Source organism: Microbacterium sp. MPR-TSA4, assembly GCF_058792815.1.
Genome location: NZ_JBXAFF010000006.1, coordinates 15432 through 29428, shown reverse-complemented (window position 1 = coordinate 29428; position 13997 = coordinate 15432). Strand labels below are relative to the sequence as shown.

Below are 13997 nucleotides of genomic sequence, written 5' to 3'. Positions count from 1 at the left end.
AGCCGAGCCTACCCGCGGGCTCGCCGCGTCGCCGCGCTCAATCGCGGCCGGTCAGACCCCAGGCATCCTCGGAGCCCTCGTCGCCGTCCACGACCTCGAGGCCCTCGAACTGCGAGGTCACGGCATCCGGACCGTACGGGTCGGCCGACGCCGCCGCCGCCGGCGGATCGTCGCCGCGGAGGCGAGCGAGCACCTCGGGGAGCTGGTCCGGCGTGACGAGGACGTCGCGGGCCTTCGAGCCCTCCGAGGGGCCGACGATCTCGCGGGACTCCAGGAGGTCCATCAGTCGTCCGGCCTTGGCGAACCCGACGCGGAGCTTGCGCTGCAGCATCGACGTCGACCCGAACTGCGTCGAGATGATCTGCTCGGCGGCCGCCAGCAGCAGGTCGAGGTCGTCCCCGATGTCGGCGTCGATCTCCTTCTTCTCGGCGACCGCCTGCACGTCGGCGCGATAGTCGGGTCGCGCCTGGTTCTTGACGTGGGTGACGACCTTCTCGATCTCGCTCTCGGCGACCCACGCCCCCTGCACGCGGATGGCCTTCGAGGCGCCCATCGGGAGGAACAGGCCGTCGCCCTGGCCGATCAGGCGGTCGGCGCCGGGCTGGTCGAGGATGACGCGGGAGTCCGTGACGCTCGTGACGGCGAACGCGAGCCGCGACGGGACGTTCGCCTTGATGAGACCGGTCACGACGTCCACCGAGGGGCGCTGCGTGGCGAGCACGAGGTGGATGCCGCTCGCGCGAGCGAGCTGGGTGATGCGCACGATCGAGTCCTCGACGTCGCGAGGGGCCACCATCATGAGGTCGGCGAGCTCGTCGACGACGACCAGCAGGTAGGGGTAGGGCTTGAGCACGCGCTCGCTGCCGACGGGGAGGTTGATCTCGCCCGCGACCACGGCCCGGTTGAAGTCGTCGATGTGACGGAAGCCGAACGACGCGAGGTCGTCGTAGCGCATGTCCATCTCCTTCACGACCCACTGGAGCGCCTCGGCGGCCTTCTTCGGGTTCGTGATGATGGGCGTGATGAGGTGCGGCACCCCGGCGTAGCTCGTGAGCTCGACACGCTTGGGGTCGATCAGCACCATCCGCACCTCGGAGGGCTTGGCACGCATGAGGAGGCTCGTGATCATCGAGTTCACGAAGCTCGACTTGCCCGAGCCGGTGGAGCCGGCCACGAGCAGGTGGGGCATCTTGGCGAGGTTCGCGACGACGTACCCGCCGCCGACGTCCTTGCCGACGCCGATCGTCATCGGATGGGTCTGACCCGTGGAGGCCGGGGAGCGCAGCACGTCGCCGAGGGTGACGATCTCGCGGTCGGTGTTGGGGATCTCCACGCCGATCGCGCTCTTGCCCGGGATGGGCGCGAGGATGCGGACCTCGTTGGAAGCGACGGCGTAGGCGATGTTGTTGGTCAGCGCCGTGATGCGCTCGACCTTGACGCCCGGGCCGAGGGAGATCTCGTACTGGGTGACCGTCGGTCCGCGCGAGAAGCCCGTGACGCGGGCGTCCACGCCGAACTGCTCGAACACGCCCATGATCGCCGCGACGACGCGGTCGTTCGCCTCGGAACGCGCCTTCGGCGGCGTTCCCTGCGCCAGCGCCGCCACCGAGGGCAGCACGTAGGGCGCCTGCGGCGGGCGACCGTCGTGGTCGTCGCCGAGGGCGGAGATGCCGGGAAGCGTGCCGTCGTCGAGGATGATCTCGCCGCTGTCCTCCCGGATGCCGGTGTCGGCACGGCGGGCGGCCTTCTTGGCGTTCGCGATCACCGAGGGGTCGATGATCTCGGTGGGCGCGTCGGCAAGGGGCAGCGGCGGGACGGGCGGCACCGCGACCGCCTGCTCGAAGCCGCCGTCGCCGGTGGTGTCCAGAAGGGCCGTCAGGTCGTCGGAGCCCAGATGACCGTCGACGTCCTCCTCGCGTCCCGACTTGTTGCGGCGCCACCAGGGCAGCTCCTTCTGCGCGGCGTCCTCGCCCTCGGCGAAGGCGACGGTCGGCGCGGTCTCGCCCGCGGGTGCCGGCTCCGGCCGTTCCGCGCCGAACATCCACGCGTACAGGTCGCCGAGACGCCGCCCGATCCGGTTCGGCGGGGTCTTGGTGATGATGAGCACGCTGAAGAAGGTGACGACGGCGAGCACCAGATAGGCGCCGATCTCCGTCAGCAGCGTGAGCGGCTCGCCCACGGTCCACCCGAACAGGCCGCCCGCGGTGCTGAGCGCGGGAAGTCCCTCGCGCGGCTGCGGACGCCCCCCGGCGACGTGGCAGAAACCCGCGATCGCCAGGACGAGCAGGCCGAACCCGATGCCGATGCGACCGTTGTCGTGCACCGACGGCGGATGCCGGAAGAGCCACCCGGCCAGCAGCATCAGCAGCACGGGCATGATGAACGCGACGCGCCCGATGAGCGCGCCGACGGTGAACGCGCTGATGGTCGTGCCGACGTCGGTCCCGATGAGGAACCACTCGACCACGGCACCGGCCGTCGCCAGCAGCACGAGCAGGAACGGGAAGCCGTCGCGACGCTGGTCCTTCTCGAGCGTCTCCTGGCCGAACGCCCGGAACATTCCGCCGACGGCATGGGCGACGCCGAGCCACGCGCGCACGGCGACGGGCGGGTGCTCCTCCTCGTCGACGTACTTCTTGGGTGCCGGCGCGGGCTTGCGGGCACGCGACGAGGAGCCCTTCGCGGACGCGCGGGCGTTCGTGGGCGTGCTCGTGGATCGTGCCATTACTCCACGGTAGGCCGCGGGGACCCCGGATCGCCGGATTGACGCGGCCCGAGCCCGCATCCGGCGCCGCCTTCCGGATCGCGCCGGCCTCGCCGGCCCCGCAGGGGATCAGCGCAGGCGCTTGACCATCGTGTCGCGACCGTGGCCTGCCTGCGTGACGGCGAAGCCCTCGCTGCGGTAGAGCGACTGGGCGTAGTTGCCCCGCTCGACCGACAGGCTGATCCGGCCGTAGCCCTGCGCCCGGGCGTGCTCGCAGAGCCGCTGGAGCAGGGCCCGGCCGACGCCGTGGGCTCGCCAGATCGGACGCACGCCGATGATGAGCTCGGGCACGCCCGTGCCGATGTAGCCGAAGCCGGGGTCGGTGCGCGGCAGCATCCGGTACCAGGCCGCTCCGAGCGGATCGTCCTGCGCGTCGACGGCGATGAAGCCGGCATCGCCGGGCCGCATCCAGCCCGAGATGTAGCGGGTGTGGTCCGGATGCGTCAGCACCTCGTGCCGCGGACGCGCTCCGCCCTGCCGCCAGTTCGCCGCCTCGACGACCATGTCGCCGAGGAACGCGCCATCGGCCTGCGTCGCAGGGCGCACACGGAAGCTGACGGGCATGGAGCCGATGCTAGCGCCCCGCCGCGACCGCTCAGGCCTCGATGACGAGCGGCACGATCATCGGACGCCGGCGCAGACGCTGGTTGACCCAGCGGCCGATCGTGCGGCGCACGACCTGCGACAGCGCATGGGCGTCCCGCACGCCCGACTGCGCCGCCTCCGTGAGCGCGGCGGCGATCTTCGGCTTGACGTCGTCGAAGACGCTGTCGTCCTCGGCGAAGCCGCGGGCGTGGATCTCGGGGCCCGTGATGATCCGTCCGGTCGCGGCGTCCACGACGACGATGACCGAGATGAAGCCCTCCTCGCCGAGGATGCGGCGGTCCTTCAGGTCTGCATCCGTGATCTCGCCGACGGTCGAGCCGTCGACGTAGACGAATCCCAGGTCGAGCTGGCCGACGACGCGGGCGACGCCGCCCTTGAGGTCGACCACCGTGCCGTTCTCCGCGATGATCGTGTTCTCCGCGGGGATGCCGGTGTCCTGCGCGAGCTTCGCGTTCGCGATGAGGTGCCGGTACTCGCCGTGCACCGGCATGACGTTGCGCGGCTGCAGGATGTTGTAGCAGTAGAGCAGCTCGCCGGCGGCGGCGTGACCCGACACGTGCACCTTGGCGTTGCCCTTGTGCACGACGTTCGCGCCGAGCTTGGTGAGGCCGTCGATCACGCGGTACACCGCGTTCTCGTTGCCCGGGATGAGGCTCGAGGCGAGGATCACGGTGTCGCCCGGACCGGGCTCGATCGCGTGGTCGAGGTTGGCCATGCGACTGAGCACGGCCATCGGCTCGCCCTGCGACCCCGTCGACATGTAGACGATCTTGTCGTCCGGCAGGTCCTGCGCCTTCTTGTAGTCGATGAGCACGCCGTCGGGCACGTGCAGATAGCCGAGGTCCTCGGCGATGGTCATGTTGCGCACCATCGAGCGGCCGAGGAACGCGAGCCGGCGCCCGTTGGCGGCGGCCGCGTCGATGACCTGCTGCACACGGTGGACGTGACTGGAGAAGCTCGCGACGATGACGCGACGGGGAGCCTTGGCGATGACCTGGTCGAGCACCGGGCCGATGTCGCGCTCGAGCGGCGTGAAGCCGGGGACGTCGGCGTTGGTCGAGTCGACGAGGAACAGGTCCACGCCGTCCTCGCCGAGGCTGGCGAAGGCGCGGAGGTCGGTGAGGCGGCCGTCCAGCGGCAGCTGGTCCATCTTGAAGTCGCCCGTGGCGAGCACCGTGCCGGCATCCGTGTGGATCGCGACGGCGAGCGCGTCGGGGATCGAGTGGTTGACCGCGACGAACTCGAGATCGAACGGGCCGACCTGCTCCTCCTGCCCCTCCTCGACCGTGAGGGTGTACGCCTTGATGCGATGCTCCTTGAGCTTCGCCTCCACGAGCGCGAGGGTCAGCTTCGAGCCGATGAGGGGGATGTCGCTCTTCAGGCGCAGCAGGTAGGGCACCGCGCCGATGTGGTCCTCGTGGCCGTGCGTGAGCACGACGCCCACGACGTCGTCGAGCCGGTCCTTGATGGGCTCGAAGTCGGGGAGGATGAGGTCGACCCCGGGCTGGTGCTCCTCGGGGAAGAGCACCCCGCAGTCGACCACGAGGAGCTTGCCCTCGTACTCGAAGACCGTCATGTTGCGACCGATCTCGCCGAGCCCGCCGAGCGGGATCACGCGGAGGGTCTGAGGGGCGAGCGCGGGGGGCTCGGAGAACGTCGTGGGCATCGTCTGCCTTTCGTGGATGCCGCGGCATCCACCGGTATCGCGGTCGCTCAGCGGGTGGTGCCGTGGACCTTGGGGAGCGCGCCGCCGGCGGCGGCGTTGCGGTCGGGTCGGAAGTTGGAGAAGTCTGCACCGTCGACGCCCGTGACGAGCGCGAGCTCGTCCTCGATGAGGGCGGCCTCCCACTCTTCGGGGCCGACGAGCGGCAGACGCACGCGCGGGCTGGAGATGCGGCCCAGGCCGTGCAGGATGTACTTCGCGCTCACCGTGCCGGGGACGTGGGTCATGACGGCGCGGACGAGCGGTTCGAGCTGCTGGTGGGCGGCCGTGGCGGTGGCCAGGTCGCCGCGGTTCACGGCGTCCACGATGACGCGGTAGGGCGTCGCGGTGATGTTCGCCGTCACGCCGATCAGACCCGCGGCGCCGATCGACAGGTGCGGGAGCACATTGGCGTCGTCGCCGGAGAAGTACATGAGATCGGTCTGGTTGAGCACCCGGCTGACCTCGCTGAAGTCGCCCTTGGCGTCCTTCACGGCGAGGATGTTCGGGTGGTTGGCCAGCCGCAGGATGGTCTCGTACTTGATCGGCACCCCGGTGCGGCCGGGGATGTCGTAGAGGATGACCGGGAGGTCGGTCGCATCGGCGACGAGGCGGAAGTGCGTCAGGATGCCGGCCTGCGTCGGCTTGTTGTAGTACGGCGTGACGATCATGATGCCGTCGGCGCCGGCCTTCTCGCTCGCCTTGTAGAGCTCGATGGCGTGCGCCGTCTCGTTCGAGCCGCCGCCGGTGATGATCTTGGCGCGGCCGGCGGAGACCGACTTGCCGACCTCGACGAGCGTGAGCTTCTCGGGGTCGGTGAGCGTGCTCGTCTCCCCCGTCGTGCCGGTGACGACGATGCCGTCGGCGCCGGCGGTGATGACGTCGTCGATGTGCTTCTCGACGGCGGGCCAGTCGACTTCACCGTCGGCCGTCATCGGGGTGACGAGCGCGACGAGGACCTGTCCGAAGGGATTGCCCGAGTGCGTCATGCCTCCAGGCTAGCGGCTCGCGGGGCGGAGGTCGGAGCGGGCCGTCACCGCCCGGTCGCGGCGAGTCGCGCCGCCCAGGGCGCGGGCAGCGCGCGTGCGAGGCCGACGAGCACCTTGTAACGCAGCGACGGGATCGACACCGCCGTGCCGCGTGCCGCGTCGCGCAGCCCCTCACGGACGACGTCGGCGGCCTCCAGCCACATCGCGGCGGGGATGCCCTCCTCCCCCGGGGGCAGTCCCAGACGCGCGTGGAAGTCGGTGTGGGTGAAGCCCGGGCAGACGGCCGTGACCGTCACGCCGCGTGGCCGGTAGACCGCGTTCGCCCAGCGGCTGAACGAGATCACCCACGCCTTGACGGCGCCGTAGGTTCCGCGCGGCAGGAAGCCCGCGACGGAGGCGACGTTGATGACGCGGCCGCTCCCCCGTTCGAGCATCCCGCCGAGTGCCGCGTGGCTCAGGCGCATCGTCGCCCGCACGTGCAGGTCGAGGTGGCGCTGCTCGTCGGCGATGTCGTTCGCGGCGAAGTCGAGGTCGAGACCGAAGCCCGCGTTGTTGACGAGGATCTCGATCGGATGCCGGCGGTCGGCGACGCGCTCGGCCACCGCGGCCAGTCCCTCGTCGGCGACGAGGTCGGCGGCGAGCACCTCGACGCCGACGCCCGTGTCGGCGCGCAATCGCGCGGCCAGGGCCTCCAGTGCGGCGCGATCGCGCGCGACGAGCACCAGATCGGCTCCGCGGGCGGCGAGCTGACGCGCGAACTCGGCGCCGAGACCCGAGCTCGCCCCCGTGATCAGTGCTGTCCTGGGCATGGGGCCACGCTAGTGCCGATCGGGAGGATCAGGGACGGATCAGCGTCAGGAAGCGGTAGGGGACGCCGGTCCGCGACACCGTCCAGCCCTCGGCGGGGTCGATGCGCGCGACGCTCCAGCCCGCGCGGACCGGAGCGAAGGTGTCGCCGTCCACCTCGAGGTCGAGCTCGGTCACCTCGAGCACGTCCGCGCGCGCGATCGCCTCCGCGAACAGTCCCGCGCCGCCGATGACCCACACCTCGGGCTCCGGCGCCGCCAGCGCCAGGGCATCGTCCAGCGAGGAGGCCCGCTCGGCGCCGTCGTCGGCCCAGCCGGGATCGCGGCTGACCACGATGTTGCGCCGCCCCGGGAGCGGCCGGAAACGCGGCGGGAACGACTCCCAGGTGCGCCGGCCCATGACCACGGGAGCACCCGTCGTCACGGCGCGGAAGTGCGCGAGATCCTCGGGCACGTGCCACGGCATCCCGCCGTCCTTGCCGATGACGCCGCCGCGCGCCTCGGCCCAGATCAGCCCCAGTCGCGTCATACGGCCACGGCCGCGCGGATCGCGGGGTGGTGCCGGTAGTCCTCGACGACGACGTCCTCGTACGTGTAGTCGAAGATCGACGCCGGGGTGCGGGCGAACGACAGCCGCGGGTACGGATACGGATCGCGGGAGAGCTGCTCGCGCACCTGCTCGACATGGTTGTCGTAGATGTGGCAGTCGCCCCCGGTCCAGACGAAATCACCCGGCTCGAGCCCCGTCTGCTGCGCGATCATCAGCGTCAGCAGCGCGTAGGACGCGATGTTGAACGGCACCCCGAGGAACATGTCGGCGCTGCGCTGGTACAGCTGGCACGACAGCTTGCCGTCCGCCACGTAGAACTGGAAGAGCGCATGGCAGGGAGCCAGCGCCATCTGCGGGATGTCCGCCGGGTTCCACGCCGACACGATGAGCCGCCGCGAGTCGGGGTTGCTGCGGATCTGCTCGATGACCTGCGAGATCTGATCGATCTGACCACCCGACGGTGTGGGCCAGGAGCGCCACTGGACGCCGTAGACCGGACCGAGCTCGCCGTCGGCATCCGCCCACTCGTCCCAGATGCTCACGCCGTGCTCCTGGAGCCATGCGACGTTCGACTCGCCGCGCAGGAACCACAGCAGCTCGTAGACGATCGACTTCAGGTGCACGCGCTTGGTCGTGATGAGCGGGAAGCCCTGCGCGAGGTCGAACCGGATCTGCCGACCGAAGACGCTCGTGGTCCCCGTTCCGGTGCGGTCGTCCTTGTGCACGCCGTGGGCGAGCACGTCGCGCAGGAGATCCTCGTACGGGGTGGGGATGGATGCCGCGGTCACGCCAGTCAGACTACCGGCGTGCGCGGACATCGGCTCTGTTACGCACGGCCCGTCATCTGCCCGCGCACCGCGCCTCGAAGCCCGAAGCGGCGGTATCGTGGCAGATTGTGACCATCGTCGATGCCGTGCTCCTGCTCACGGCGCTTCTCGCCGTCACCGTCGGCGTCGGCCTCTTCCTCCGCTGGAAGCAGAGCCGTCCTCGCCTGCAGAACCCCGACGAGGTCGTCGAGCCGCAGCGGCTCGGGGCCCCGGCGCTCGGCGAGCGGGCGACGCTCCTGCAGTTCAGCACCGAGATGTGCTCCCGCTGCCCGGGCGTGCACCGCGTGCTGGGATCGATCGCCGACGCGCACGACGGCGTCCTCCACCTCGACGTCGACCTCACGCACCGCCCCGACATCGCGAAGCACTTCCACGTGCTGCAGACGCCGACGACGCTCATCCTGGATCGGCACGGCGTCGTCCAGACGCGCTTCGGCGGCACGCCGAACCGCAATGCGATCGAACTCGAGCTCGATCGCGTCACCGCGGCCGCCGCCGTCTGACCGGGCGCTCCACGCGTCCCCCCGTTCCGTCGCGGGGCGGGCGCGTCTAGGCTCGGGAACGAATCCCCACGACATCGAGGAGCAGTCATGAGCGTCACGAGCGAAGCGTCCACGAGCTGGAAGGGATCCCTCACCGACGGATCCGGCGAGATCGCCTTCGAGAGCTCCAATCAGGGGCCGTTCGCGGTCGACTGGAAGGCCCGCAGCGAGGGCTCCGCGTCGGTCACGACGCCCGAGGAGCTGCTGGCCGCCGCCCATTCCTCCTGCTTCAGCATGGCCCTCTCCCACGCCCTGACCGGCAACGGCACCCCGCCCGAGAGCATCGAGACGACGGCATCCGCCACGTTCATCCCCGGCACCGGCATCACGGGATCGCACCTCAACGTCAATGCGGTCGTGCCCGGGCTGTCGGCCGAGGAGTTCGCGCGCATCGCCGGCGAGGCCAAGTCGGGCTGCCCCGTGTCGGCGGCGTTGACCGGCATCGAGATCACGCTCGAGGCCACGCTTGCCTGACACCGCCGCCGAGGGCCGCGTCGTCATCGCCGGCGCCTCCGGCCTCATCGGACGAGCGCTGTCGGACTCGCTGCGCGCCGACGGCATCCCGGTGACCCGCCTCGTCCGTCGCGAGAGCACGGCCGGCAACGAGGTCACCTGGGACCCCGGCCGCACGCCCCTGCCCCCGGCGGTGCTCGCCGGGGCGCGGGCGGTCGTCGGCCTCAACGGCGCCACCCTGGGACGCTTCCCGTGGACGCGCCGCTACAAGCACGACCTGGTGTGGTCGCGGATCGCACCGACCCAGGCGCTCGCCGCGGCCGTGCGCAGCCTCGGCGACGACGCACCGGCCTTCGTCTCGTCGTCCGCGGTGGGCTATTACCCCTCCGTCCCCGGCGCGACCCTCACCGAGTCCTCGCCGCGCGGCGAGTCCTTCCTCGCCGACCTCTGCGGCGAATGGGAGACGGCGGCGCTGCGCGGGGCGGGCGACCGGGCTCGCGTCGCGACCCTGCGCACGGCCCCCGTCGTGCACGCCGACGGCGTGCTCAAGCCGCTGCTGCTGCTCACGAGACTCGGACTCTCCGGACCCCTCGGACGCGGCACCCAGGTGTGGCCGTGGATCTCGCTGGACGACGAGGTGCGGGCCATCCGCCACATCATCGACACCGGCACGACCGGACCGGTCAACCTCACGGGACCCCAGCGCGCGACGGCGAACGACCTCGGCTTCGCCCTCGCACGCCGGATGAACCGGCCCTACCTCCTGCGGGTGCCCGAATGGGCGCTCACGCTCGTGCTCGGGCGCGACGCCGCGGAGGGCTTGCTGACGTGCGACATGCACGTCGTGCCGGAGGTGCTCACGGCATCCGGATTCACGTTCTCCCACCCCACGGTGGAGGATGCCGTGGCCGCCGCCGTCCCCGCGTGATCAGCCCGTCGGCGGGTTCTTCTCGATCGTGATCGCCCGGCGGATCGCCTCGCGGGCGCGCCGGCGGTCGCCGGCGCCGTCATAGGCCAGGCCGAGGCGGAACCACGCGCGCCAGTCGTCGGGGTGGCGCTCGACATCCGCGCGGTAGAGGGGGAAGACCGCGTCGGCCTGTTCCCGGTCGGGACGGCCGCTCACGCGGACGTCGAGCTCCTCCGCCGGCAGCGCCCGCTCGGCCTCGAGGCGCTTCGCGAGCCGCTCGGCCGCACGGCCGAAGGCCAGCTCGCGCCACAGGGCCCACGCCGCGATGACCGGCAGCACCACGAGGGCGATCCCCATCGCGATGCCGATCGGCTCGCCCGAGACCAGCAGCAGCCACGCGCGCTGCGCGACGAGCACGATGTAGAGCGCCAGCAGCACCGCCATCACGGCGACGCCGATGCGGGCGTTCATGCTCCGGTGACGCGGGCGACCTGGCCGGGGACCGCGCCCTCGTCGACGCGAGCCTCCGCCGGCGCCGCGTCGCGGCGGGAACCGAGCCCGAGGTCGATGAGCGCGTCGAGGCCGATGGTCACCCCCCGCGCATCGCGGGCGGCGACGAGGGCGACGCGGATGCCGGGGGCATACGCCTGGGCCGGGTCGACCGTGTCGTGCACGATCGACAGGGACTCGCCCGGACCCGACAGGATCGTCTCCTGCTTCGCGATGACGCCGGGCCGTCGCAGCGAGTGGATCGGCACGCTCGCCACCTGCTGGCCGCGGGCGCGCTGATCGACGTGCGGCGAGGCGACGGGACCGACCGCCGAGCGCGCATCGGCGATGAGCTCGGCCGTGCGCACGGCGGTGCCGCTCGGCGAGTCCACCTTGGTCTCGCGGTGGGTCTCGACGATCTCGATCGAGGGGAACAGCGGCGCGGCGGCCGCGGCGATGGCCGTCGCGACGACGGAGCCGAGCGAGAAGTTCGGGATGAAGACGGCGCCGGTGCCGGCCGCCTCGACGAGCGGGCGCACGAGCGCGATCCGCTCGGTCGACCACCCGGAGGTTCCGACGAGCACGTTCCGGCCCCGCTCGATCGCGGCGCGCACGACGTCGATCGAGACGCCGGGCGTGGAGGCGTCGACGACGAGGTCGGCGGCGTCGATCTCGGCGAGGTCGCTCGACGAGCCGAGCACGGCGACCGTCTCGAAGTCGTCCATCTCGTCGATCACGCCGGCGATGATCGCACCGAGCTTGCCGGTGCCGCCCACGAGGGCCACTCTCGTCGTCATGGTTCCAGCCTAGGGCGTGGACCCGACACGGTTACGCTCGAGGGATGGTCCGTCTCGAGCCGCTCACCGCCGACGATCCCCGTTCGCGTGCCCTCCTGGAGGAGTACTTCCGGATGCGTGCGGCGGCCTTCCCGCAGGGACAGGCCTACCAGCCGGTGTTTCCCGCGGCATCCGTGTTCACTCCCCCGGCCGGCGTGTTCCTGGTCGTTGTGGACGACGACGGCGCGGACGCGACGGACGCGGGCTGCGGCGGTATCCGTCGGATCGAGGACGGACCGGCGGGACCGCGCTACGAGGTGAAGCACCTCTACCTCCAGCCGCGCACGCGCGGCCGGGGATGGGGACGGCTGCTGCTGGAGGCGCTCGAGGAGCGGGCCCGCGGGTTCGGCGCCGCGGAGCTGGTGCTCGACACGCACCACACCCTCGACGCGGCCGGTGCGCTCTACGCCCGCTCCGGTTTCACCGCCGTCGAGCCCTACAACGACAACCCCAACGCGACGGTGTGGTTGCGCAAGGCGCTGTGAATCACGGCGGCGCCGTCGGGTGACGACCGTCGGAGATCCTCACGGTCGGGGCCGCACAGCCCCCGCGATCACGGCACGTGGAGGGTCTCGGCGACAGCGAATCCGACGTTGCGCACGCCGACACTCCCGCACGCCGACACTCCCGCACGCCGGAGCTCAGACGGGCGGCACCTCGGGCAGGCCCGTGCGCAGCTCCATCGGCAGGTGCGCCAGATCGTTGTGCGTCACGAGCGCCCACGGCCGCCCCTTGCGCTGGGCGAGCACCGTCAGGCCGCAGTGGGCCTGGTTGATCGTCATCCAGCGCCAGTCCGGCGCGTCGAGCACCTCCCGGACGAACCAGGCGATCACGGAGTTGTGGGTGATGAGCAGCTCGTGCGCGGCGGGCTTGCGCACGAGGAACTCCGCGACCGCGTCGCCCATCTGCGCGCGCCCCGCGTCGATCTCCGCCTCGGTGTACGACCCGAAGAACGGCTCGTAGATCGACGGCGTCTCGGGGAGCATGCCGGTCGGGATGCAGTCGAACAGCAGCGCCGACGGCTCGGGCGTCACCGACGGCAGACGGCCCGCGACCGCGCGGGCGGTCTCGGCGGCGCGCTCGAGGGGAGAGTGCCACACGGCATCCAGCGGAACGCCCGACAGCCGGTCGGCCAGCAGCTCCGCCTGGCGGCGACCGCGCGGCGACAGCGGACCGTCTTCGAGCCCGTGCTCCGCGTCGAGATGCTCTCCGTGTCGCACGAGGTACAGGTAATGCGTCACGTCAATACTCGTCTCGCCTGGGGGTGGGGCTCTTCCACCCTACGTCAGGCCGACGCGGCCCGACCGGGTCTTGACAGCGCCGCGCGCCGCCGCCACGACTACTGGATCGCGCGGGCGATCTCCGCCAGATGCGCCCGGCTCAGACGCGCTCCCACGCCCTGCACGAGCTCCTCCACATGACCGACGGCGAAGACGTTGACGATGGGTGCGACGACGGCGCGCTGCGCGAGCAGCCACGCGATCGCGACCGCGGAGGGCGGGATCGCCAGCTCGGCGCCGATCCGATCCAGCGCGCGGAGGGTGCGGGACCCCCGCCTGTTCATCGACGCCGCCAGCTGGATGCCGCGCACGGAGTACGCGACGTTGGCGCGGTCGCGGTGCACGCCGGCGAGGTAGCCGTGCTCGAGCGCCTGCGACGGCGTGACCGCGATGCCCTGCGCCCCCGCGACCAGGCGCAGATCGCCGTCGAACTCGCTCTGGCGGAGGATGTTGTAGGGCACGTCGAGCACCGTGAACCGCGGGTATCCCGCCGAGGCGAGGATGCGGGCCTCGACGAGCTGCGCCGCCGAGTGACCGAACGCGCCGACGGCGCGCACCTTCCCCGACTCGATGAGCCACTCGACGGTCGCCAGGGTGTCCTCGAGCGTCGTCGCGTCGTCGGAGGTCGCGTCGAGGTACAGCAGGTCGATCCGGTCCGTCTGCAGCCGCGTGAGGGAGGCCTCCACGGCGCGGATCAGGTTGACCGGTCCGAGGCCGGGGTTGTCGGGGTTGGATCCGATCCGCACGGCCAGCACCATGTCGTCACGGATGCCGCGGCGACCCAGCCACTGGCCGACGATGTGCTCGCTGCGCCCGGCGGCGTACCCGTCGGAGGTGTGCACGGCGTTGCCGCCCCACTCGCGGTACGCGTCGAGGATGCCGTGGGCGGCGGAGAGGTCGACGTGCCAGCCGAACTCGGCCGCGCCGAGCATGATGGGGAAGACGTCGAGCCCGGACTCGCCGAGCCCGGTGCGGATGACGGATCCCACGGGAGCCCCCTGGACGGGAATGGGCGCAGAGGGGTGCGGCGCCGCGACGACGCGCGACCCGGCCGCCGTGGCGCCGATGCCGAAGTAACCCATCCGTTCACCCCCTCACGCTGCCGCCGCTGCGGCCCCGTGTGTCTCGATACCCACCCCCCGATGTGTAGTTCCGAGGGTAGGCCAGCCCCGCACCGGCGCCGCGCATCGCGCCGAACGAACGGTAAACATTCCATAACGCTTCCGTCACGACGCCGTCGCGGGGC

15 protein-coding genes are annotated in these 13997 nt (G+C 71.6%); 4 read left to right on the top strand and 11 right to left on the bottom strand.

The window, feature by feature from the left end; all coding sequences use genetic code 11:
* Positions 1-37 precede the first annotated feature (37 nt).
* From AC1Q49_RS05090 to AC1Q49_RS05060, 7 genes are all read right to left on the bottom strand, one after another.
* Positions 38-2725 (bottom strand): FtsK/SpoIIIE family DNA translocase, encoded by a 2688-nt coding sequence (locus tag AC1Q49_RS05090; protein WP_492491126.1) that lies wholly within the window; start codon positions 2723-2725, stop codon positions 38-40.
* A 108-nt stretch (positions 2726-2833) separates the two neighbouring features.
* Positions 2834-3328, bottom strand: a complete 495-nt coding sequence (locus AC1Q49_RS05085) for a GNAT family N-acetyltransferase (RefSeq protein ID WP_060959478.1) — start codon at positions 3326-3328, stop codon at positions 2834-2836.
* 31 nt (positions 3329-3359) lie between these two features.
* Complete coding sequence (locus AC1Q49_RS05080; RefSeq protein WP_060959477.1) at positions 3360-5036, bottom strand: ribonuclease J; 1677 nt, start codon at positions 5034-5036, stop codon at positions 3360-3362.
* Between the two features lie 47 nt (positions 5037-5083).
* Positions 5084-6061, bottom strand: a complete 978-nt coding sequence (dapA, locus tag AC1Q49_RS05075; protein ID WP_060959476.1) for a 4-hydroxy-tetrahydrodipicolinate synthase — start codon at positions 6059-6061, stop codon at positions 5084-5086.
* Positions 6062-6105: 44 nt separating this feature from the next.
* On the bottom strand, positions 6106-6870 hold the full coding sequence (locus AC1Q49_RS05070; protein WP_492491125.1) for an SDR family NAD(P)-dependent oxidoreductase: 765 nt from the start codon (positions 6868-6870) through the stop codon (positions 6106-6108).
* Between the two features lie 28 nt (positions 6871-6898).
* Positions 6899-7396, bottom strand: a complete 498-nt coding sequence (locus AC1Q49_RS05065; RefSeq protein ID WP_060959474.1) for a dihydrofolate reductase — start codon at positions 7394-7396, stop codon at positions 6899-6901.
* Positions 7393-8235 carry a thymidylate synthase gene (locus tag AC1Q49_RS05060; RefSeq protein ID WP_157831622.1) on the bottom strand — a complete coding sequence of 281 codons (843 nt, stop codon included), beginning with the start codon at positions 8233-8235 and terminating at the stop codon, positions 7393-7395. The genes AC1Q49_RS05065 and AC1Q49_RS05060 overlap by 4 nt, the downstream gene beginning before the upstream one ends.
* A gap of 77 nt (positions 8236-8312) precedes the next feature.
* Between AC1Q49_RS05060 and AC1Q49_RS05055 the strand changes: the two genes are divergently transcribed.
* The 3 genes from AC1Q49_RS05055 (at position 8313) to AC1Q49_RS05045 (ending at position 10167) form a co-directional block, all read left to right on the top strand.
* Positions 8313-8747, top strand: a complete 435-nt coding sequence (locus tag AC1Q49_RS05055; protein ID WP_492491124.1) for a TlpA family protein disulfide reductase — start codon at positions 8313-8315, stop codon at positions 8745-8747.
* Between the two features lie 87 nt (positions 8748-8834).
* Positions 8835-9260, top strand: coding sequence for an OsmC family peroxiredoxin (locus AC1Q49_RS05050; RefSeq protein ID WP_492491123.1), 426 nt, complete (start codon positions 8835-8837; stop codon positions 9258-9260).
* A complete protein-coding gene (locus AC1Q49_RS05045; RefSeq protein ID WP_492491122.1) occupies positions 9253-10167 on the top strand; it encodes a TIGR01777 family oxidoreductase in 915 nt (304 codons plus the stop codon). Before AC1Q49_RS05050 ends, AC1Q49_RS05045 begins: the two co-directional genes overlap by 8 nt.
* On the opposite strand, the gene AC1Q49_RS05040 is transcribed toward AC1Q49_RS05045, so the two are convergent.
* The gene (locus AC1Q49_RS05040) at positions 10168-10617 is read right to left on the bottom strand and encodes a hypothetical protein (RefSeq protein WP_205283187.1); all 450 of its coding nucleotides are present in this window, start codon (positions 10615-10617) and stop codon (positions 10168-10170) included.
* Positions 10614-11432, bottom strand: a complete 819-nt coding sequence (gene dapB / locus AC1Q49_RS05035; RefSeq protein WP_061782132.1) for a 4-hydroxy-tetrahydrodipicolinate reductase — start codon at positions 11430-11432, stop codon at positions 10614-10616. The genes AC1Q49_RS05040 and dapB overlap by 4 nt, the downstream gene beginning before the upstream one ends.
* A gap of 44 nt (positions 11433-11476) precedes the next feature.
* Here dapB and AC1Q49_RS05030 point away from each other — a divergent pair, with 44 nt between their 5' ends.
* Positions 11477-11956 (top strand): GNAT family N-acetyltransferase, encoded by a 480-nt coding sequence (locus AC1Q49_RS05030; RefSeq protein ID WP_205283189.1) that lies wholly within the window; start codon positions 11477-11479, stop codon positions 11954-11956.
* Between the two features lie 156 nt (positions 11957-12112).
* Here AC1Q49_RS05030 and AC1Q49_RS05025 read toward each other — a convergent pair whose 3' ends face one another.
* Positions 12113-12712, bottom strand: a complete 600-nt coding sequence (locus AC1Q49_RS05025; RefSeq protein WP_060959466.1) for a histidine phosphatase family protein — start codon at positions 12710-12712, stop codon at positions 12113-12115.
* A gap of 98 nt (positions 12713-12810) precedes the next feature.
* Positions 12811-13833 carry an aldo/keto reductase gene (locus AC1Q49_RS05020; protein WP_060959465.1) on the bottom strand — a complete coding sequence of 341 codons (1023 nt, stop codon included), beginning with the start codon at positions 13831-13833 and terminating at the stop codon, positions 12811-12813.
* Positions 13834-13997 lie beyond the last annotated feature (164 nt).